General features: G+C 71.5%; 18 protein-coding genes. 12 read left to right on the forward strand and 6 right to left on the reverse strand.

The window, feature by feature from the left end; genetic code table 11:
- The first annotated feature begins 82 nt into the window (after positions 1 to 82).
- Positions 83 to 889 (forward strand): 3-methyl-2-oxobutanoate hydroxymethyltransferase, encoded by an 807-nt coding sequence (panB, locus tag C466_RS00995; protein ID WP_004597512.1) that lies wholly within the window; start codon positions 83 to 85, stop codon positions 887 to 889.
- Positions 890 to 927: 38 nt separating this feature from the next.
- Here panB and C466_RS01000 read toward each other — a convergent pair whose 3' ends face one another.
- The 4 genes from C466_RS01000 to C466_RS01015 form a co-directional block, all read right to left on the reverse strand.
- Positions 928 to 1,803, reverse strand: coding sequence for a CPBP family intramembrane glutamic endopeptidase (locus C466_RS01000; protein ID WP_004597509.1), 876 nt, complete (start codon positions 1,801 to 1,803; stop codon positions 928 to 930).
- Positions 1,804 to 1,888: 85 nt separating this feature from the next.
- Positions 1,889 to 2,467, reverse strand: coding sequence for an NUDIX hydrolase (locus C466_RS01005; protein ID WP_004597507.1), 579 nt, complete (start codon positions 2,465 to 2,467; stop codon positions 1,889 to 1,891).
- A gap of 81 nt (positions 2,468 to 2,548) precedes the next feature.
- On the reverse strand, positions 2,549 to 3,004 hold the full coding sequence (locus C466_RS01010; protein WP_004597505.1) for a hypothetical protein: 456 nt from the start codon (positions 3,002 to 3,004) through the stop codon (positions 2,549 to 2,551).
- Positions 3,005 to 3,053: 49 nt separating this feature from the next.
- Positions 3,054 to 4,532 carry a DNA polymerase Y family protein gene (locus tag C466_RS01015; protein WP_004597503.1) on the reverse strand — a complete coding sequence of 493 codons (1,479 nt, stop codon included), beginning with the start codon at positions 4,530 to 4,532 and terminating at the stop codon, positions 3,054 to 3,056.
- 141 nt (positions 4,533 to 4,673) lie between these two features.
- Between C466_RS01015 and C466_RS01020 the strand changes: the two genes are divergently transcribed.
- The 4 genes from C466_RS01020 (at position 4,674) to C466_RS01035 (ending at position 8,978) form a co-directional block, all read left to right on the forward strand.
- Entirely contained in the window at positions 4,674 to 6,464 is a 1,791-nt protein-coding gene (locus C466_RS01020; protein WP_004597500.1) for a PAS domain S-box protein, read from the forward strand.
- Positions 6,465 to 6,553: 89 nt separating this feature from the next.
- The gene (locus C466_RS01025; RefSeq protein WP_004597498.1) at positions 6,554 to 7,870 is read left to right on the forward strand and encodes an MFS transporter; all 1,317 of its coding nucleotides are present in this window, start codon (positions 6,554 to 6,556) and stop codon (positions 7,868 to 7,870) included.
- A gap of 68 nt (positions 7,871 to 7,938) precedes the next feature.
- The gene (locus C466_RS01030) at positions 7,939 to 8,217 is read left to right on the forward strand and encodes a hypothetical protein (RefSeq protein ID WP_004597497.1); all 279 of its coding nucleotides are present in this window, start codon (positions 7,939 to 7,941) and stop codon (positions 8,215 to 8,217) included.
- A gap of 80 nt (positions 8,218 to 8,297) precedes the next feature.
- Entirely contained in the window at positions 8,298 to 8,978 is a 681-nt protein-coding gene (locus C466_RS01035; protein ID WP_004597495.1) for a hypothetical protein, read from the forward strand.
- Positions 8,979 to 9,002: 24 nt separating this feature from the next.
- On the opposite strand, the gene C466_RS01040 is transcribed toward C466_RS01035, so the two are convergent.
- The gene (locus tag C466_RS01040) at positions 9,003 to 9,860 is read right to left on the reverse strand and encodes a 3-hydroxyacyl-CoA dehydrogenase family protein (protein ID WP_004597493.1); all 858 of its coding nucleotides are present in this window, start codon (positions 9,858 to 9,860) and stop codon (positions 9,003 to 9,005) included.
- 214 nt (positions 9,861 to 10,074) lie between these two features.
- Here C466_RS01040 and C466_RS01045 point away from each other — a divergent pair, with 214 nt between their 5' ends.
- The 3 genes from C466_RS01045 (at position 10,075) to C466_RS01055 (ending at position 13,725) form a co-directional block, all read left to right on the forward strand.
- Positions 10,075 to 10,878, forward strand: a complete 804-nt coding sequence (locus C466_RS01045) for a class I fructose-bisphosphate aldolase (protein WP_004597492.1) — start codon at positions 10,075 to 10,077, stop codon at positions 10,876 to 10,878.
- A complete protein-coding gene (locus C466_RS01050) occupies positions 10,878 to 11,813 on the forward strand; it encodes a class 1 fructose-bisphosphatase (RefSeq protein WP_004597489.1) in 936 nt (311 codons plus the stop codon). The genes C466_RS01045 and C466_RS01050 overlap by 1 nt, the downstream gene beginning before the upstream one ends.
- Positions 11,814 to 11,913: 100 nt before the next feature.
- Positions 11,914 to 13,725: an acyl-CoA carboxylase subunit beta gene (locus C466_RS01055; protein WP_004597487.1), complete on the forward strand. Its 1,812-nt coding sequence runs from the start codon at positions 11,914 to 11,916 to the stop codon at positions 13,723 to 13,725.
- A 23-nt stretch (positions 13,726 to 13,748) separates the two neighbouring features.
- On the opposite strand, the gene C466_RS01060 is transcribed toward C466_RS01055, so the two are convergent.
- A complete protein-coding gene (locus C466_RS01060) occupies positions 13,749 to 14,297 on the reverse strand; it encodes a DedA family protein (protein ID WP_004597485.1) in 549 nt (182 codons plus the stop codon).
- A 162-nt stretch (positions 14,298 to 14,459) separates the two neighbouring features.
- Between C466_RS01060 and C466_RS01065 the strand changes: the two genes are divergently transcribed.
- From C466_RS01065 to gfo6, 4 genes are all read left to right on the forward strand, one after another.
- Positions 14,460 to 14,999 carry a redoxin domain-containing protein gene (locus C466_RS01065; RefSeq protein WP_004597483.1) on the forward strand — a complete coding sequence of 180 codons (540 nt, stop codon included), beginning with the start codon at positions 14,460 to 14,462 and terminating at the stop codon, positions 14,997 to 14,999.
- A gap of 87 nt (positions 15,000 to 15,086) precedes the next feature.
- Entirely contained in the window at positions 15,087 to 16,967 is a 1,881-nt protein-coding gene (locus C466_RS01070; protein ID WP_004597482.1) for a pentapeptide repeat-containing protein, read from the forward strand.
- A 59-nt stretch (positions 16,968 to 17,026) separates the two neighbouring features.
- The gene (locus C466_RS01075; RefSeq protein ID WP_004597480.1) at positions 17,027 to 19,420 is read left to right on the forward strand and encodes a TIM-barrel domain-containing protein; all 2,394 of its coding nucleotides are present in this window, start codon (positions 17,027 to 17,029) and stop codon (positions 19,418 to 19,420) included.
- A gap of 73 nt (positions 19,421 to 19,493) precedes the next feature.
- Entirely contained in the window at positions 19,494 to 20,591 is a 1,098-nt protein-coding gene (gene gfo6 / locus C466_RS01080; protein ID WP_004597478.1) for a D-xylose 1-dehydrogenase Gfo6, read from the forward strand.
- The last annotated feature ends 7 nt before the right edge of the window (positions 20,592 to 20,598 follow it).

Consider the following 20,598-nt stretch of genomic DNA (forward strand, 5'->3'; position numbering starts at 1 on the left):
GCGAGCGAACCGCTGGTCGCGCCGCCGCGCTCACTTTCCGGTTCCCGACGATTTTACGGCGGCGCGCGGGTGAATCCGAGGTATGACCACCACGCGGGGACTCCGGGACGCCGAGGATCCGATCACGATGCTGACCGCCTACGACGCCCCGACGGCGGCGGTCGTCGACGAGGCGGGGGTCGACGTCATCCTCGTCGGCGACAGCATGGGCAACGCCGCCTTGGGCTACGACTCCACGCTCCCCGTGACGTTCGACGAGGTCGCGAGCCGGACCGCGGCGGTCGCGCGCGCCACCGAGGACGCCCTGGTCGTCGCCGACATGCCGTTCCTCTCGTTCGGCGTCGACGAGGCCGAGTCCGTGCGCAACGCCGGGCGCCTGCTAAAGGAGGCGAACGCGGACGCGGTGAAGATCGAGAGCGGTCCGCACACGGTCGCGACCACGCGCCGCATGACGGAGGTCGGGATCCCGGTGATGGCGCACCTCGGCTTGACCCCCCAGCACGTGAACCGGCTCGGCGGCTACACCCGACAGGGGACAGAGCAGGACGCCGCCGAGGAGATAATCGAGCTGGCGGGCGACCACGCCGACGCCGGGGCGTTCGCGCTCGTGTTGGAACACGTCCCGGCGAACCTCGCGGGCGCGGTGACCGAGGCGCTGGAGATCCCGACGATCGGCATCGGCGCGGGCCCCGACTGCGACGGGCAAGTGCTGGTGATCAACGACGCCGTCGGCCTCGGCGAGTGGTCGCCGCCGTTCGCGCGGCAGTTCGGCGACGTGCGCGGGGAGATGGTCGACGCCGTCGAGGCGTACGCGGAGGCCGTGACGAGCGGCGAGTTCCCGGCCGAGGAGCACTCGCACGTCGAGGCAGAGCTAAACGACCTGTACTGAGACGCGACCCGCTCGCCGCTGCCCCGAAATACGGACCCTCAGACCGGGAGGAACCCGAGGACCGCCGGCATCGCGTCCGGGCCGACCTGCGTGACGGTGACGTAGAGGACGGTGAAGATCACGGCGTTGTGGAGGCCGTGGAGCAGCGCGGGGACGACGAGGTTCTCGGTGTACTCGTACACCGCGCCGAAGACAAGGCTCGGCACGAAGAGGATCGCCACGGTCGTGAGCCGCGCGGAGAGGCCGCCCGTCAGCGCCATCACGTGGATGGTCGCGAAGATGGCGGCCGAGAGCACGATCGACGGGGCCGCCGGCAGCGACTCGCGGAGCCGCCCCTGGACGACGCCGCGGTAGAGGATCTCCTCGCAGGGGCCGATGACGAGGAACGAGGCCGCGATGAAAAGCGGGATGATCGCCGGGTTCCCCATCGCCAGCTCCGCGCTCTGGTTCGCGGCCGTCTCCGTCCCGAGCAGCTGGACGATCGTCGAGACCACGAGGATCAGGATCAAGATGACGACCCAGCTGCCGAGGACGATCCCGACCTCCTTGAGGCTCGGCACCCGGACGCCGAGGTACGAGACGATCCCCTCGCGGTCGAAGCCGCGCCACGCGAGGTAGCCGACCGCGAGCCCGCCGAACGCGACGTACTGGCCGAATATGAGCGTGAGAACGACGCTCGCGGTCAGCGAGAGCCCCCCGACCGCCGCGTCGATCGCGAAGACGGCCACGCCGCTCGCGAGCGCGATGACCGGCCCGAGGACGCCGAGGAGCAGCGCGGTCGCGACCGCGATACCGGGCGACCCGCCGGTCCGGTCGGGGCCGCCGGCGTCGTCGACGGGGTCCGGGTCGATCTCGTCGAACTCCTCGGACACCCCGCCGTCCGGGGCCGGATCGCCGCTGGAGGGATCTGTCATTGCCGCGGGTAGGAACCGCCCGGCAAAATGGTTGTCCGTGTCGGAAGGCGCGCGGACGGCTATCTCCCGGGCGCGTGAGCCGCGATTACCGGTGGAGCAGCTCGTACCATAGCACCGCGGTGACGGCCCGGCCGTCGCGAAGCTCGTCGTCGACGACCGCGGCGAGCAGGTCGTCGTACGGCACCGTCTCGACCGAGATCGACTCGTTGTGGTCCAGCTCGCGCTCGGCGGTCGGCTCGCAGCCGGTCGCCAGCACGTGGTGGTGGACCGAGTCCGCCATCCCGTTCGTCGGCTCGACGGTCGTCAGCCGCTCGAAGGCGTCCGCCTCGTACCCCGTCTCCTCGGCGAGCTCGCGGGCCGCGGCGCGTTCGATCGCGTCGTCGGTAGCCCCGCCGTCAGCGCTCTCGTCCCCCCCGTCTTCGGGCTCCATCGTCCCCGCCGGGATCCCGCGGTTCACCCGGCCGACGGCCTGCCGCCACTCGTCGATGACGACGGCGTCGCCGTCGGGCGTCAGCGGGAGCACGACGACCGCGGGCGGCTCGTCGACGTAGTGGAACCCGTCGGTCTCGCCGCTCGGGAACCGCACCTCGTCGCGGCGCACGTCGAAGCCGGGGCAGGCGTAGTCGACGGCCGAGTCGAGCGTCTCCCAGGAGAGATCGTCCATGCGTCCGGGTCGGCGGTCGAGCACCTAAACCCCCGGACTCCGCGGAGCGGTACTCGGCGGGCGCGTCGCCCGGCGGGGACGCTACTCCGCGGAAGCGTCCCGTCGCCGGTCCCGGAGCTCGTCGACCGCACGGCGCGCGACCGCCCCGGCGATCCACGCGACCGTTCCCAACGCGAGGGCCTCGACGCCGACGAAGACGAGCCCGTCGACCTCGACGAGCGCGGCGACGCGCTCGCCGAGGGGCCGACCCGGGAGCCCGAGCAGGTAGTGGTCGGCGTTGCTCCCGAGCAGCGCCCCGTAGACGGTGCCCCACGCGAGCGCGATCCCGGCCCGCCGGTAGGCGAGGACCGCGGCCGCGAGGACGCCGAGGGTCGCGGCGTCGACCGCGAGGAACACGACCCCGCCGGCGTGCGCGAAGAGTCCGAGCGCGTAGGCGGCCAGGGAGACGAGAAAGAGCAGCGGCGGGACGAGGAGTCGACGCCGGCGCGGCGAGCCGTTCGGGTCCGAGCCGAGGAGGACGCGGCGAGCGAGGGACATGCCCGCGGATCGTTTCGACCGCGTAATGAATCCACGCGTCAGGCGCGACTCACGACCAGTCGCCGAGCGACGCCTGCCCCTCGTCGGTTCCCCGTCGCTCGCGCTCCGCGATCGAGCCGGACTCGTCGCCGCCGCGGTCCGGCGGCCCGTCGACCCAGTCCGTGAGCTTGCCGCCGTCGCCCCCTTCACTCCGCGTCTCTCGTTTTCCACCCTGCCCTTGGCCACCGCCGTCGCCGGCGTCGAACCCGCCGAGCGTCGCCTGATCGGTCTCGGCGAAGTCGAGCTTGGAGACTCGCACGCCGAGCTTGCGGACGCGCGCGTCGTCGAACTCGGAGAGGAGATCGAGCGCCACCTCCTCGACGAGGTCCGGGTCGTCGACGGGGCCCGGGAGGCTCCGGGCGCGGGTGTTGACGTCGAACGGCGGCTCGACCGCCTTGATCCCGATGGTGCGGTAGAGGCAGCCGCGCTCGCGGGCGCGGCGGGCCACGTCGGCGGCGAGCGCGGAGACGGTCTCCCGCTTCGTCGCCTCGTCGGCGGTCGTCGGCAGCGCCGACTCGCGCGAGAGGCTCTTCGGGAGGCCGGTCGGCGTCACCTCGCGGTCGTCGTCGCCCGCGGCGCGCCGGGAGAGCTCCGGGCCGCGCTCCCCCAGCGCCTCGGCGAGGCGGTCGCGGTCGGCGGCGGCCAGGTCGCCCGCAGTCTCGATCCCCAGCTCCGCGAGCGTCTCCTCGGTCACGGGGCCGACCCCGTGGACGTCGGCGGTCGGCAGCGGCGCGAGGAACTCGGCGACCGACCCCGGCGGCACGACGACGAGGCCGTCCGGCTTGTCGGCGTCGCTGGCGACCTTCGCGGCCGACATGTTCGGCGCGACGCCGACGCTCGCGGGCACCCCCGCCTCCCGCTCGATCCGGTCTTTCACGTGGCGGGCGTACCCCTCGGCGAGCGTCCGGGCCTCTGCCGGGCCCGCGGCGCCGCTCGGCGGGGGGTCGTCGGGACCGTCGTCGGTCCCATCGCCGCCGCCCCCGTCGCTCGGGCTCCCGCCGCCCCCCGCGGCCGCCCACGAGGTCCGGTCGGTGACGTCGAGGTACGCCTCGTCGATGCTCACCTCGCGGCGGGTGTCGGCGCAGTCGCGTAGGACCTCCTTTACCTCGCCCGCCACGTCCTCGTAGAAGTCGAGGTCGACGGGGACGTACCGGCCCGTCTCCTCGGGGTCGGGCGCGTCCGGGTCGTCAGGGTCCGCGTCCTCGCGACGGGGAAGCAGCTCCAGCGCCTTCGAGATCGGCATCGCGCTCTCGACGCCGAACTCGCGGGCCTCGTAGCTCGCGGTCGCGACCGCCCCGATCGAGTCGCCCGGCTCGTACCCCATCCCGACCACGACGGGCTCGCCCGCGAGGTCGGGGTGTCGCAGCCGCTCGCAGGAGGCGTAAAAGCAGTCCATGTCGACGTGACAGACGACGCGGTCAACGGCGTCGTCGCCCTCGTCGCCGGCGCCCGGGAGCGTCTCCCCGGCGGCGGGCGTCCCCCCGGTCATCGCGTTCGGGTCCGCGCTCCGCGGCCTTAAGAACCAGCCACGCGGGCCGGAAGTGGACGCTGGACGCGCAGCGTCGCACGCGGATCCAGATCCGATAGCCAGGTCGGTAGTCGTTTATTCTGTGCGCCCCTATTTTCCCGTATGTCCGGAGCGATCGACGTGCTACACGTCGACGACGACCCCTCGGTCCTCGACCTCGCGGAGGCGTACCTCGAGCGGGAGCTCGACGCGGTGGCGGTGACGAGCGTGACCGACCCGGAGACCGCGTTGGACCGCCTCGACGAGGCCGCCTTCGACTGCGTCGTCAGCGACTACGACATGCCCGCGATGGACGGGCTGGAGTTCTTCGAGACGCTGCGCGAGCGCCACCGCAAGATACCCTTCGTGCTGTACACCGGCAAGGGGTCCGAAGAGATCGCGAGCCAGGCGCTCAACGCCGGCGTCACCGGCTACTTCCAGAAGGGCGGCCCCGAGCAGCTCCGCCGGCTCGCGAACCGCGTCGACCAGGCCGTCGACGAGCACCGGACCAAGGAGATCGCCGAGCGGTACTCGACGGTCATCGAGGCGCTCGGCTACCCCGTCTACGTCGTCGACGAGACCGGAGAGTTCCGGTTCGTCAACGAGCCGTTCGCCGAGCTCACCGGCTACGACCGCGAGGAGATCATCGGCCGCACGCCCGGGTTCATCAAGGACGACGCGGCCGTGGCGGAGGCCGAAGACCGGCTCGGCACGATCCTCTCGCACGACGGCCCCGACGTCCAGCACTTCGCCGTGGACATCGTCCCGAAGGACGGCGAGCCGATCCCCTGTCGCGACCACATGGCGGCGCTGCCGTACGAGGGCGACTCCTTCGACGGCAGCGTCGGCATCCTCCGCGACGTCTCCGACGAGCGCGAGCGGCGCGAGGAGTTGGAGACGAAGACCCGCGCGCTCGACGAGGCGCCCGTCGGGATCACCATCACCGACCCCGCCCGGGAGGACAACCCGATGGTGTACGTCAACGACCGGTTCGTCGAGATGACGGGGTACGACCGCGAGGAGTCGATCGGCGTCAACTGTCGGTTCCTCCAGGGGCCGGACACCGAGGAGGAGTCCGTCCAGGCCCTCAGAGACGCGATCGACGCCGAGGAGTCGACGAGCGTCGAGCTGTTGAACTACCGGAAGGACGGCACGGAGTTCTGGAACCGGGTGAGCATCGCCCCGATCTGCGACGCGGACGGCGCCGTCACGCACTGGGTCGGCTTCCAGGAGGACATCACGGCGTTCAAGGAGCGCGAGACCGCCCTCGAACGACAGAACGACCGGCTGGACTCCTTCGCGAGCATCGTCTCGCACGACCTGCGCAATCCCCTCAACGTCGCGCAGGGGCGCGTCCAGCTCGCCCAGGACGCGGTTGCCGACGGCGGGGACGAGAACCTGTCCGCCGCGCTCGACGCGCTGGATCGGATGGAATCGATCGTCGAGCGCACGCTCACGCTGGCGCGGGAGGGGGAGACGGTCGGCGACCCCGAGCCCGTCGACCTCGCGGCGGTCGTCACCGACAGCTGGTCGACGGTCGACACCGCCGACGCGTCCCTCTCGATCGAGACCGAGCGCGAGGTGCTCGCCGATTCGGACCGGCTCCGGAACCTCTTCGAGAACCTGATGCGCAACGCGGTCGACCACGTCGGCCCGACCGTCTCGATCCGCGTCGGCGACCTCCCCGGCGGCTTCTTCGTCGAGGACGACGGGCCGGGGATCGACCCCGCGGTCGCGGACTCGCTCTTCGAGCCCGGCGAGAGCGGCACCGCGGGCAACACCGGGTTCGGGCTCGCGATCGTCCAGGAGATCGCCACCGCGCACGGTTGGACGGTCGAGGCGACGACCGGCGAGGAAGGCGGCGCGCGGTTCGAGGTCCGCGGGATCGACAGGCGGACGCCGGCGCCGCGCTGAGCGGCCCCGTTCTGCCCCGGTTCGCCCGAAAGCGGATCGACTCCCCCCGTTCACAAGCGCCTTTATGCTTCGTTCCGAACTTCGGGTGAATGGGCTCGCTCTCCGGTATCGCCGAGACCGACCGCCGCGTGATCGTGTTGGCGCTCGCGCGGATGGTCGGCGCGGCCGGGAACTCCTTCCTCATCGTCGTCCTGCCGCTGTACATCACCAGCGACGTGGTCGACATCCAGGGGTTGCTCGGCACGGAGGTCGGGGTCGGCGCGGCCGCGGTCACGCTGACCGAGCCGCTGCTGATCGGGGTCGTCCTCTCGCTTTTCGGCTTCCTCAACAGCCTCTCGCAGCCGTTCACCGGAAGACTCTCTGACCGGGTCGGCAGGAGGCGCCCCTTCGTCCTCGCCGGAATCCTCCTCCTCGGGACCGCGAGCGGGCTGTACACGATCGCGACGAGCTACCCGGCGCTGGTCGCGCTCCGCGCGATCCAGGGGCTCGGCGCGGCGCTCATCATCCCCGCGACCGTCGCCCTCGTCAACGAGTACGCCGCGAGCGACACCGACCGCGGCGGGAACTTCGGGGTGTACAACACGTTCCGGCTCATCGGCTTCGGCTTCGGCCCGGTCCTCGCGGGCGCCGTCGTCGAGGCCGGTCCGTACGACCTCTCGCCGATCGGCCTTCCGGTCCTCGACGGCTTCGACGCGGCCTTCGTGGCGGCCTGCGCGGGGGCGTACCTCAGCTTCACCTTGGTGTTCCTGCTCGTCCGCGACGCCGACGTCGAGGCCGAGGCCGGCGACGACGTCTCGATCCGGGTCCGCGGCGAGGACCGCCTGCTCGACCCCGTGTTCACGCTGGGGCTCGCCACCGTCGCGATGGGCGCGTGCATCGCGCTGTTCGCGACGCTCCAGAACCAGGTGAACGTCCGGTTGGACCAGCCCCCGGTCTGGTTCGGCGCGCAGTTCGCGGCCGTGACGATCGCCAACGTGATCTTCCAGGTCCCGGTGGGGCGCGCCAGCGACCGGATCGGCCGCCGGCCGTTCCTGCTCGCCGGGTTCGTCCTCCTCGTCCCGACCACGCTCCTCCAAGGGATCGTGACGGAGCCGGCGCTGATGATGCTCGTCCGCCTCGGGCAGGGGGTCGCGGTCGCGTGCGTGTTCGCGCCGTCGCTCGCGCTCGCCGGGGACCTCGCGCGGGAGGGCGAGTCCGGGACCACCCTCTCCGTGCTCACGATGGGGTTCGGCTTCGGCGTCGCCCTTGGGCCGCTGGCGTCCGGCTGGCTCTACGGCTTCGGTTTCGTCGTCCCCTTCGCGGTCGGGGCCGCGGCCGCCGTGCTCGCGCTGATCGCCGTCTTCACGCAGGTGGAGGAGACGCTGGACGTCGACGACGAGCCGGCAGCGGCGCCGGGCGCGGACTGAGAGAGGGCGGCGGACCCGGACCGCCCTAACTCGCGCGCTTTTTCCCGGTCGCGGCCGAACCGCCTCGCGTGTCGAGCGACCGCCTCCGCTGCGTCGACTGCCGCGAGCCGATCCCCGCAGACGCGCGGATCTGCCCGCACTGCCGCGCGATCCAGCCGTCGCCGCTGCTCGACGTCGTCGTCGTCGTCGCCGGGGTGTTCGCGCTGCTGTTCGGCGTCGTCCTCGCGGTGATGACCGTCGGGGCCAGCCGCCTCCTCGGCTTCCTCCTGCTCGTCGTCGGCTTCGGGCTGGCCGTCGGCGGCTACACGCGGTACCTCGACCGGCAGGCGGCGAGCCGGGCGCGGTAGGGGCGTTTCGCCTCCCCGGACCCCTTTCCCGTCGCTCTCGCTGCGACAATTTAAGTACCGTCGACCGCCACGGTACGGACATGCTCACCCCACTCACCGGCGGCCTGGTCCTCGCGGGGCTGGCGCTCGCGTTCGTCGGCGCGGCGGTCTCCGTCTACGCGGTGACGCTGACGGGGCTGCTCGTCGGCGCCGGCGCCGGCTACCTGTTCGCGCCGAACGTCGTCGGCCTGGTCGCGGTCGACGGTGCGGTCCTGACCGCCGGCGCGGTCGGGGTCGGCGGCCTCCTCGGCGGCTTCCTCGCGTACGCCGGGCTCTCCTTCGCGGTGTTGGGGATCGGCGCGGTCGTCGGCGGCTTCGCCGGGCGGTTCGCGGTCGGCCCCTTCTACGCGGCGGACGCGGCGGGGATCGAGGGGACGGCGCTGCTGGTCGGCGCGACGCTCGCGGGCGTCGCGGTCGGCGCGCTGTTCGGGTTCGTCCTCACCCGGACGACGCTCGTGGTCTCGACCGCGCTCATCGGCGCGGCGTTCGCCTCCCGGTCGCTCACGCCGGCGGACTTCGAGGCGGCCGCCGCGGAGACGACGGTCGAACCCCTCCTCTTCGACCTCTCCGCGCCCGCGTTCCTCGCGGTGTTCGTCCTCGGGGCGCTCTCACAGCTGGGGCTGTTCAAGTTCGGCTACGTGACGAAGCTGGTCGGGTTCCTTCCCGGCGCGCGGCGGTGGACGGCGGACGACGACCGCGACGCGGACGCGAAGGGCGCCTAATCACCTCCCGGTGCCGACCTCCGGCTACTCGTACTCGTAGAAGCCGCGGCCGGTCTTCTTCCCGAGGTCGCCCGCCTCGACCTTGCGCTTGAGGAGGTAGGCGGGCTTGTAGCGGTCGCCGAGCTCCTCGTGGAGCGTCTCGCTGGCGTCGAGCGCCACGTCGAGCCCGATGTGGTCGGCGAGTTCGAGCGGGCCCATCGGGACGTTCGTGCCGAGCGTCATCCCGCGGTCGATGTCGGCCTTCTCGGCGACCCCCTCGTCGTACGCGCGGATCCCCTCGTTTATCCACGGCATCAGGATGCGGTTGGTGACGAAGCCGGGCTTGTCGTCGGCCTCCCAGGTCTCCTTGCCCAGGTCCTCGGCGAAGGCGTGCGCGAAGTCGACGACCGCGGGGTCGGTACGCTCGCCGACCACGACCTCGACGCCGTCCATGATCGGGACGGGGTTCATGAAGTGGAGGCCGACCACGTCGGTCGCGCGGTCGGTCGCGCTCGCGACGCTCGTGATAGACAGCGTGGAGGTGTTCGTCGCGAGGACGACGTCGTCGTCGGTGACGCGGTCCAAGTCGGCGAACACGTCGCGTTTCACGTCGAGGTCCTCGATCACGGCCTCGACGACGAGGTCGGCGGCCGCCAGGTCGTCGAGGTCGGTCGTGCCCGTAATTCGGTCGCGGATCGCGTCCGGTTCCTCGTCGAGCGCGTCCTTCCCGGCCAGCCGGTCGAGGCTGTCCTCGACGCTGTCGAGGCCGCGCTCGACGTACTCGCTCTCGACGTCCCGCATCACCACGTCGTAGCCCGCGGTCGCCGCGACCTGCGCGATGCCGTTGCCCATCGTCCCGGCGCCGACGACGCCGACGACGTCCACCTCGGAGAGTTCTCGCATGCGGACCGCTGCCGCGCCGCGGGTGGTAAGTATTGCGGAAGCCCGAGGGCGACGCCGTTTCTCGCAAAGAAATTAACAATTTGAGTAGTAATGGATCGGTTCGCTCGATCGCTCGGCATTCGCCCGGAGACGCCACGTAAAGGGTCGCTCCGATTCTTTACGTTCGGTGAAACCACCATAGCCCTTTTTACGTATGTAACGGAACTACGAACTGATGCTTCCTCACGCCGCCGACGACATCGAGCGCGACGGTAAATCCCTGATCCTCGCGTACGACCACGGGCTCGAACACGGGCCGGTCGACTTCGAACCGAACCCGGACACGGCGGATCCGGAACGGATCTTCGAGCTCGCCACCCACGAGGCGGTCACCTCGCTGGCCGTCCAGAAGGGGCTCGCGGAGGCGTACTACCCCGACTACGAGGACGAGGTGAACCTCCTGTTGAAGCTCAACGGGACCTCGAACCTCTGGCGGGGAGAGCCCGACAGCGCGGTCAACTGCACGGCGGAGTACGCGGCCGAACTGGGCGCCGACGCGGTCGGGTTCACCGTCTACGGCGGGTCGAACCACGAGGTCGAGATGGCCGAGGAGTTCCGCGAGGCGCAGGAGGGCGCCCGCGAACACGACATGGGCGTCGTCATGTGGTCGTACCCCCGCGGCCAGGGGCTCCGCAACGACGGCAGCCCGGACGTGATCTCCTACGGCGCGCGGCTCGGCCTGGAGCTCGGCGCCGACGTGGTGAAGGTGAAGTACCCCGGCTCCGCCGAGGCGATGGGCCACGCCGTCGAGATGGCCGGCCCCGCGGACGTCGTGATGTCCGGCGGGACGATGCGCGACGACAAGGCGTTCCTCCGGAACGTCTCGAACGCCATCGACGCGGGGGCGACCGGGATCGCCGTCGGCCGGAACGTCTTCCAGCGCGACCAGCCCGAGCGCATCCTCGACGCGCTGGAGGCCGTGATCTTCCAGGAGGTCGACCCGGCCGAGGCGCTGGCCATCGCCGAGAGCGACGACTGATGACCGACTCCGACCCCCGCGCCGACGGCGGGCCCGCCGACTCGACCGTCGCGGCCGTCTTCGACGCGGTCGCGGCGACCGCCCCCGAGATCCGCGACGCGCTCCCCGGCCGCCGCGTCGAGAGCGGGACGGAGAACGCCTCCGGCGAGTCGGTGCTGGCGGGCGACCTCTACGCCGACGAGCTGCTCGGCGAGGCGATCACCGGGGTCGACGGCGTCGGCTCGTTCGTCAGCGAGGAGCGCGAGGAAGCGGTCGACGCCGGCGGCGCCGTGGGAAGCGGGCCGGACGACGCCTACGCGGTGGCGATCGACCCCCTCGACGGCTCCTCGAACCTCCGGTCGAACAACGCGATGGGGACCGTCGTCGGGATCTACGACGCCCCGCTGCCCGCGAGCGGCCGCGACCTCGTCGCCGCCGGCTACGTCCTCTACGGGCCGATCACGACAATGGTCGTCGCCGACGAGGCGGGCGTCCGCGAGGAGGTCGTCGAGCGCGACGGCGGCGGTGCGGACGGTTCGACGGTCTCGCGCTCGGTCGTCGAGGCCGACCTGACGCTCCCGAGGGACCCGACCGTCTACGGGTTCGGGGGGCGCGTCCCCGACTGGCCCGCCGACTTCCGGGCGTACGCCCGCTCGATCGAGGACGACCTGAAGCTCCGCTACGGCGGCGCGATGGTCGGCGACGTGAACCAGGTGCTCACCTACGGCGGCGTGTTCGCGTACCCCGCGCTCCGGAGCGCGCCCGAGGGGAAGCTCCGCCTCCAGTTCGAGGCGAACCCCATCGCGTACATCGTCGAGCGCGCGGGTGGCGCCTCCTCGGACGGCACCGGCTCGATCCTCGACGTCGAGCCCGAGGCGGTCCACCAGCGCACGCCGCTGTACGTCGGCAACGAGGCGCTGATCGAGCGGCTGGAAGCGGCCGTCGACGCGGACTGAGCCGGACCGTACCGTCGCCCCGGGGCTCGGTCCGTCGTCCGACGCCCGCCGCCGATCTCGCATGGAAAACTGTTTAGGACTCTCCGCAAATCTTGCGTCCATGAAAGTCCACGTCGGCGCGGCGGCGACCCCCGAGGAGGCCGAGGCGATCGCGAAGTCGCTCGCGGAACACCTCGGCGTCGACGTCGACGTCCACATCGAGGGCGAGGAGACGCCGCTCGCGAGCGCCGAGCCGTCCGAACCGAGCTACCCGCTCGACGACGACCTCGGGCCCACGGAGCGCGAGCGCGACCTCCGCGCCGAAATCGCCGACATCCGCGAGGGCGGCCCGGAGAAGTACCGCGACCGGCTCTCCGAGCAGGGGAAGCTGTTCGTCCGCGACCGCCTCGACCTCTGGTTCGGCGGCGAGGACGGGACGCGGGGCGCCGGCGACGCGAGCGCGGCCGACGGCGACCCCGCGGGCGTGAAGTTCGAGGACGGGAAGTTCGCCGCCTTCGACGACTGGCACCCGGACGCGCCCGCCGGCGAGGACGGGGAGCGGAACGAGGCGGGCGGCGACCGCCTCCCGGGCGACGGCCTGCTGACGGGCGCCGCCGAGTTCGAGGGGCGCGACGTCCACTTCATGGCCAACGACTTCACCGTGAAGGCGGGGTCGATGGCGTCGAAGGGCGTCGAGAAGTTCCTCCGGATGCAACAGCGCGCGCTGAAGACGGGCAACCCCGTCCTCTACCTGATGGACTCCTCCGGCGGGCGGATCGACCAGCAGACGGGCTTCTTCGCCAACCGCGAGGGGATCGGGAAGTACTACTACAACCACTCGATGCTCTCCGGCGCCGTCCCCCAGATCTGCGTCCTCTACGGCCCCTGTATCGCCGGCGCCGCCTACACGCCCGTCTTCGCGGACTTCACCGTGATGGTCGAGGACATGTCCGCGATGGCGATCGCCTCGCCGCGGATGGTCGAGATGGTCACCGGCGAGGAGATCGACCTGGAGGACCTCGGCGGCCCCCGCGTCCACGCCGAGGAGTCCGGCTCCGCCGACCTGATCGCGCGCGACGAGGAGCACGCCCGCGAACTGGTCTCGAAGCTGATCGGCTACCTCCCCGATCAGGCCGGCGAGAAGCCCCCGAAACGCGAGACGAAGCCGCCGAAGTTCTCGCCCGACGGGATCGACGAGCTGATCCCGGAGGCGCCGAACCGCCCGTACGACGCCCACGACCTGATCGACCGGATCGCCGACGCCGAGTCCGTCTTCGAGCTGAAGGAGGGGTACGGCCCGGAGATCGTCACGGCGTTCTGCCGGATCGACGGCCGGCCGGTCGGCGTCGTCGCCAACCAGCCCACTGAGCGCTCCGGCGCCATCTTCCCGGACGCGGCGGAGAAGGCCGCGGAGTTCATCTGGACCTGCGACGCCTACGAGATCCCCCTGTTGTATCTCTGTGACACGCCCGGCTTCATGGCCGGCTCGCAGGTCGAGAAGGACGCCATCCTCGAGAAGGGGAAGAAGATGATCTACGCCACCTCTTCGGCGACGGTCCCGAAACAGACCGTCGTGGTCCGGAAGGCGTACGGCGCGGGGATCTACGCGATGGGCGGCCCCGCCTACGACCCCGAGAGCGTCATCGGGCTCCCCTCCGGCGAGATCGGGATCATGGGCCCGGAGGCCGCCATCAACGCGGTCTACGCCCGCAAGCTCGCCGAGATCGACGACCCGGAGGAGCGCGCGGCCGAGGAGGAGCGCCTGCGCGAGGAGTACCGCGAGGGGATCGACGTCCACCGGATGGCCAGCGAGGTCGTCATCGACGAGATCGTCCCGCCCTCCGACCTCCGCGCGGAACTGGCCGCGCGGTTCGACTTCTACGAGGACGTTCAGAAGGATCTGCCCGACAAGAAACACGGAACGGTCCTGTAACCGGCGGAACGGGTCGGCCCGGCCTACAGCGCCGCGACCAGCTCGCCGCCGTACGCCCCGACGGCGCCGTCGAGCCCGAGCCCGACGGCCAGCCCGACCGCGAGCAGCGCGCCGGCGTAGGCGGCGGACCCGACCAGCGACGCGGCGGCGAACCGCGGCGCGGAGACGGTCGAGGCGTTCGCGGTCGGCACGGCGAGCCAGCCGCGCGTCCCCGGGACCGCGTTCGAGGCCGCCACCGCGGGGAGCCCCCACCGGTCGAACCAGCGGCCCGCGCCGTCCAGTCGGGCCTCGTCGACCGGGACGAGGGGGAGCGACGTCGGGTCCGCGTCGAACCGGCGGACGCCGACGAAGAGGAGGGACTGGCCGACCGTCGCGCCGGTCACCGCCGCGGCGAACACCGGGAGCACCGCGACCGCCTCGACGCCCGCGGCGACCACGGCCGCGACGAACAGCGTCCGCGCCGGCAACACCTTCCCCACGAGGGCGCCTTCGAGGGCGAAGACGGCGAAGACCGCGACGGCCCCGTAGGTACCGACGAGGGCGAGCGCCGTCTCCGCGTGGGGGCCGATCACGACGAACCTCCGCGCCCCACGCGCATAAGTCCCGTCGAGAGGGACGGTAGCACCCGGCAACGCCCCGATTATCGCGCGGCGCGGGTCCGCTCCGCTCGTTCCCGCACGGCTGGGGCGTGGCTATTTACCGCCCACGCGCGCACCGATCCCCGTGATACCCGTATGATCGACGTCGGCGACACGGCTCCGGACTTCGCCGCGCCCGCGGTCACTGGCGAGCGCGCCGACGAGCTGGCGCTGTTCCGGCTCGTTGAGGCCCACGACGCGGTCGCGCTCCTGTTCGCGCCCGCGACGTTCGTGCCGACGTGTACGGCCGAGCTCGCCGCGGTCCGCGACGCCGGCTGGGCCGACCGCGACGACCTCGCCGTCGCCGCGCTCACGGGCGACTCGCTGTACGCCGGGTTCGCGTACGCCGACCGGTTCGACCTCCCGTTCCCGGTCGTCAGCGACTTCCACGGCGGCGTCGCCGAGTCGTACGGCCTGCTCGCGGACTCGTGGGAGGGTCACTCGGACATTCCGCGCCGCGCGGCGCTCGTGGTCGACGGCGACTGGACGGTCCGGTTCGCCGAGGCGACCGCCGACCCGCTCGACCGCGCCGCCCCTGCCCCGGTCGAGCGCGCGACGGAGGCGCTCCGAGAGATCGGCGCCGAGGCCGACCGGCCGCGGGTGGCGTACGACGGCCGCTGGGAGACCGACGACTGAGGGGCTTTCCAGGCCGAAGCGCGGTCTCCGAACGCCGGCGTTCGCGGCCGCATGGTTTTATTATCAACGTCGAAATAGGACGGAGTCGTGACGCTCCGAGTGAACGGGAGCTGCCGGTTCCGCTTTCCCGTCCCCGACTACGAGGCGGCGTTCCCGTGGCTGGACTCTCCTCCGAAGTGGCGTCTCGGGAGCTCCGAGGCGGGCTCCGGCGTCGAGGACGGCGTCTGGCACTGTCCGCACGAGGCGTACGGCGACCGCGACCGGTGCCTCTTCCACCTCGACCCCGAGGAGCGGCCGCCGACCGACCTCGCGAACGTCTCGGTCCGACTCGTCGAGGCCGTCGAGGCGGCCAACGCGGAGAGCGACCCCGTCGTCAGCCGGCGGCGGTGCCAGTTCGTCGGTGCGAAGTTTCCGAGGCTCGACCTCGAACAGCGCCAGATCGGCGGGGGGAGCCGGGAGACGATCGACTTCAGGCACGCCGAGTTCGGCGCCGTCGTCTGTCGGAAGACCGAGTTCGAGCAGCCGGTCGACTTCTCCGGCGCGACGTTCGATCCCGGCGCCGCGCCGCCGGCCACCCCCGGGAGCGACGTCCTCGATCCGGCCCTGGAACGCGTCGACTTCGGCATCGACTTCAGCCGCGCGACGTTTTCGGACTTCCTCGACCTCAAGAGCGCGCTGTTCCGCCGACCGGCACTGTTCCGCGAGGCGCAGTTCGACAGGTCCGTCAGCGCCGGGCACGCCCGGTTCCTCGGTCACGCCTCCTTCCTCGCGGCCGACTTCGACGACCTCGCGATGTTCAACGACGCCCTGTTCCGCCGCGACGCCCGCTTCCAAGCCGCTCGGTTCTTCGATCTCGCGGACTTCAAGCGCGCGTACTTCGGCGGCCGAGTCAGCTTCGACCGGGTGCTCTGCGAAGGCGACCTCGAGGTCGACGAGGCCGACTTCGTCGAGCCGCCCCCGAACGGCCCGGTCCGGTCGACCCCGGCGTTCAGGGGGTCGGTGAGCGCGGACATGGCGACGGTGACCGGCCGCCTCTCGTTCGACCGCACCGTCGTCGGCGGCGACGTTCGGATACGGGACGCGGAGCTGTCGAGGCTCCAGTTCAAGTCGCCGGACACGGGCGGGGCGACCGGCTACGTCGACCTGGCTCGCTCGACCGTGACCCGGGGGACGCTCGGCCAGCCCGACGGCGGCGGAAAGGCGGTGTACGACCTGTTTCGAACGACGCTGGGCGACGTCAAGTTCACCGGAGACCCCGACGAGCTCCTCTTCACGCGGCTCCGGCTCCTCCGGACGCGCTACGACGGGTTCGACTTCACCGACGACGACGCCATCGACCTCTCCCGCGTCGACAACTGGATCCACCGGTTCGATGTCGACCCGATGGCGATCCCCTGCTACTGCGGGGACGGGCCCGAACACGCGGGCCGCTACATCGTCGACGACGCGGTGTGCCCGCGCCACGACCGGGAGGCCGACCACTCCGCGCTCCAGGCGACGTACGCCTACGCCAAAAACGGCGCTGACGCGGCCGGTGACAACGTCACCGCGGGGGCGTTGTTCTACCGCGAGATGCGGTTCCACCGGGCGGAGTACCTTGACAACGCGCTGTACGGTGACTCCGAGGCCGGGGTCCTCGGACGACTCAGAGACGGCTCCCGGTGGGCCCGGTCGTGGCTGCTCGCGGCCTCGACGGGCTACGGTGAACTGCCGTACCGGGTGGTGGTCACGTCGCTGGCCCTCATCTGCGGCTTCGGGTACCTCTACTGGAACCGGTCCGGCCTCGCCGGGGAACTGGGCCCGCTCGAAGCGCTGACCTTCTCGTTCCAGTCGTTCATCTCGTTCGTCCTCGGACCGCCGGGAACGACGACCCTGACACAGGAGATCACCTCGGCCGTGGAGGGGTTCATCGGGGCGTTCCTGATCGCGCTGTTCGTGTTCACGTTCACGCGCCGGATCCACCGGTGAAACCGCCGATTCGGGCGTGACCACCACAAAAAAGAGCCTGGCTTTCGTACGCGCTTCCAATGGTGACCCACCTCGTCTCTGCCGTCGACTCCTACTCTCTCTCCGACGCCGCGGTCGAACTCCAGTGCCGGCTCGAGACGTCCGGCGCTGCGACGACCGACGACGACCGAACCGTCCCGGTTCGGATCCGGTTTTACGCGCCGGACGTGTTCCGGTTCGAGATGCTGTCGACACCGGAGAACCCGACCGCCGGCTCCCCGATCTCGTACGATATCGACGCCGTCCGGCGCCCAGTCTCACTTTCGGCGACCGAGAGCGACGGGACGCTCCGCGTCGAAACGACGGCGCTGTCGCTGCGCATCGGTCTGGAGGAGTGGGCCTTCGAGGTCCGCGCGGACGGCGATCGGCTCCTCCGCGAGCGCCGCGACGACCGCACCGCCAAGGGCGAACGGCGGACGCAGCCGCTGCGGTTCGTCGAGGAGGAGGTCAACCGCTGGCCGCTCAGGGTGACCGAGACGGGAACGGCGTTCGGGCTGGGCCCGGATGAGCGCGTCTTCGGTCTGGGCGAGAAGTTCACTGACCTCGACAAGCGCGGACGGGTGATCGAGTCGTGGGTGACCCAGCCCAACGGCACCGAGACCGAGTTCGCACACAAGAACGTCCCGCTGTACCTCTCGACGCGCGGATACGGGCTGTTGGCCGACACCGCCCGCAAGACGACCTTCGACTTCGGGGCGTCCTCGTCCGGGACCATCGATCTCCGGGTGGAAGGCGACGCCCTGCGGTTCTTCTTTTTCACGGGCGACCGGCTGAAAGAGCTGCTCCGGCGGTACACCGCGCTCACCGGACGGCCGCACCGCCCCGAGCGGTGGACGTTCGGCGTGTGGATGTCGCGGCTCAGCTACCAGTCCCGAGACGAACTGGAGTCGGTGGCCGAGACCCTTCGGGAGCGGGAGATCCCCTGCGACGTGCTCCACGTGGACCCGTACTGGATGGACATCGAGACCATCTGTGACCTCGCGTGGGACGAGGACGCCTTCCCGGACCCCGAGGCGATGATCGAGTCGCTCGCGGACCGCGGGTTCAAGCTCTCCCTCTGGGAGTACCCCTACGTCCGGGTCGACTCCCCGCTGTTCGAGGAGTTCGCCGACCGCGGGTACCTCGTCGAGGACGGGACCGGAAGCCCGTACGTTCTCTCGAGGCTCAGCGTCGACGACCGGGGCGGAATCGTCGACTTCACCGACCCCGGCGCCCGGGAGTGGTGGGCGGAGCGGCACCGGGAACTGGCCGAGTCGGGCGTCGACGTCTTCAAGCTCGACTTCGGGGAGTACCTCCCGCGAGACGCCGTGTTGAGCAACGGCAAAACCGGCGCGGCGATGCGGAACCGCTACCCGCGGCTGTACTACGAAACGGTTCAGGACGCGCTCCGCGCGGCCGGGCGAGAACGGCCGACGCTGTGGGTCCGCTCCGGCTGGATCGGCGACCAGGTGTTCCCGATCCACTGGGGCGGCGACCCCGACACGACCTTCGAGGCGATGGCGGCGAACCTCCGAGGCGGACTCAGCCTCGGGCTCTCGGGATACCCCTTCTGGGCCACCGACATCGGGGGGTTCCGCGGCGAACCGACGCCGGAGCTGTACGTCCGCTGGGCCCAGTGGGGGCTGCTGGGAACCAGCCACGCTCGGTTCCACGGGACGACGCCCCGGGAACCGTGGCACTTCGGCGAGGACGCGGAGGCGATCGTCCGCGACTACGCGAAGGAGCGCTACCGGCTCCTCCCGTACTTATACACGTACGCCGAACGGGCCGCCAGGACGGGGCTTCCGGTGATGCGGCCGCTGGTGCTCGAGTTCGAGGACGACCCGGCGGCGAGGGCCATCGACACGCAGTACCTCCTCGGGGAGGAGCTTCTGATCGCGCCGATACTGCGCCCGGGCGGCCGACGCGAGGTGTACCTCCCCGAGGGGGAGTGGGTCGACTACTGGTCGGGCGCGCGGTACGACGGCGGCCGGTCGCTCGACGTCGACGTCCCCCTCGACACGATGCCGGCGTACGTCCGCGCGGGGAGCATCGTTCCGTACCGGACGTGGACGCAGCACCTCGACGGCGACCGCGGACCGATCCACCTCCGTGTCGAGTTCGGTTCCAGCGGCGAGACGGCCGCCCCCCGTGAGGCGACGTTCGAGCACTTCGACGCCGGCGCCGACGAACTCGTCTCCGTCACGGCGGTCCACGCGACCGCGTCGGACTCGGTGACGCTCGACGTTCCGCCGGACGTCGCGTCCGCCCGCCTGCGGCGCTTCGACGACCCGCCGGCGGCGCTCGCGGTGAACGACGACTCCTACGAGCGGGTCGCCGACGACCCCGGTCCCGGGGAGTGGACGCACGACGCCGCCGACGGCGCCGTCCAGGTCACCGTCGCGGCGACGGACGGCGAGAACCCCCTGACGTGACGCCCGCGGCCGCGGAGCGTTCCCGCGCCCCCGTCGCCGTGGTTATTTGACCCCGCCGTTCGGAGGTCCCGACATGGACGCCGCCTTCGCGGAGTACCTCGACGAGTTCACGCGCCGGGACTGGGAGACGCTCGCCCCCGACGCCGTCACCGACCCCGTCCGGGTCGCGGTCGTCGGCCTCGGCTGGTTCGCCCGGGAGTGGGCGCTGCCCGGCATCGCTCGGTCGGCGTACACCGAGGCGACCGTCGTCACCGACGTCGACGCCGCCGCGGTCGAGTCGGTCGCGGCCGAGCGCGACCTGACCGGCGTGACGCCCGACGAGTTCCGGTCGGGCGCCGTCGCCGACGAGTACGACGCGGTCTACGTCGCCACGCCCAACGCGACCCACCTGGAGTACGTCGAGGCCGCCGCCGGACAGGGGAAGGCGGTCCTCTGCGAGAAGCCGCTGGAGGTCACGCCGGAGCGCGCCCGCCGGCTCGTGAGCGCGTGCCGCGACGCCGACGTGCCGCTGATGGTCGGCTATCGGATGCAGACCGACCCCGCGGTCCGGCGGCTCCGCGACCTCCTCGACGCGGGCGTCGCGGGCGAGGTGACCCACGTCCACGCGACGATGTCGCAGACGATGCTCGGCGAGCTCGGGAGCGACACGGACCAGTGGCGGCTCGACCCGGAGCTGTCCGGCGGCTGCGCGGTCATGGATCTGGGCGTCTACCCGCTCAACACGACGCGGTTCGCGCTCGGCGCGGACCCGGTCCGCGTCTCCGGGCGGACGCGCTCGGAGCACGAGGCGTTCGCCGACGTCGACGAGCACGCGTCGTTCCGGCTGGATTTCCCCGGCGACGTGGACGCGCTGTGTACGGTGAGCCAGAACGCCCAGCACGCGAGCCGACTGGAGGTCACCGGCACGGACGCCCGGCTGATTCTCGATCCCGCGTTCTACGAGCGCGAGGACCGCGGGTTCGCCGTCGTCCGCGACGGCACGCGCGTCGACGTCGACTTCGAGCAGGTCCACCAGATCGAAGAGGAGTTCGCCTACTTCGGCCACCAGCTGCTGGCGGGCGAGCCGTTCCACCCCGACGGCGAGCACGCGCTCACGGACATGGACGCGCTCGCCGGCGTCTACGAGTCCGCCGAGACCGGGGAGCCGGTCGACCTCGGCGACGCGAAGTAACTCCGGG

The organism is Halorubrum distributum JCM 10118 (assembly GCF_000337335.1).
In the GTDB taxonomy this organism is placed as follows: domain Archaea; phylum Halobacteriota; class Halobacteria; order Halobacteriales; family Haloferacaceae; genus Halorubrum; species Halorubrum distributum.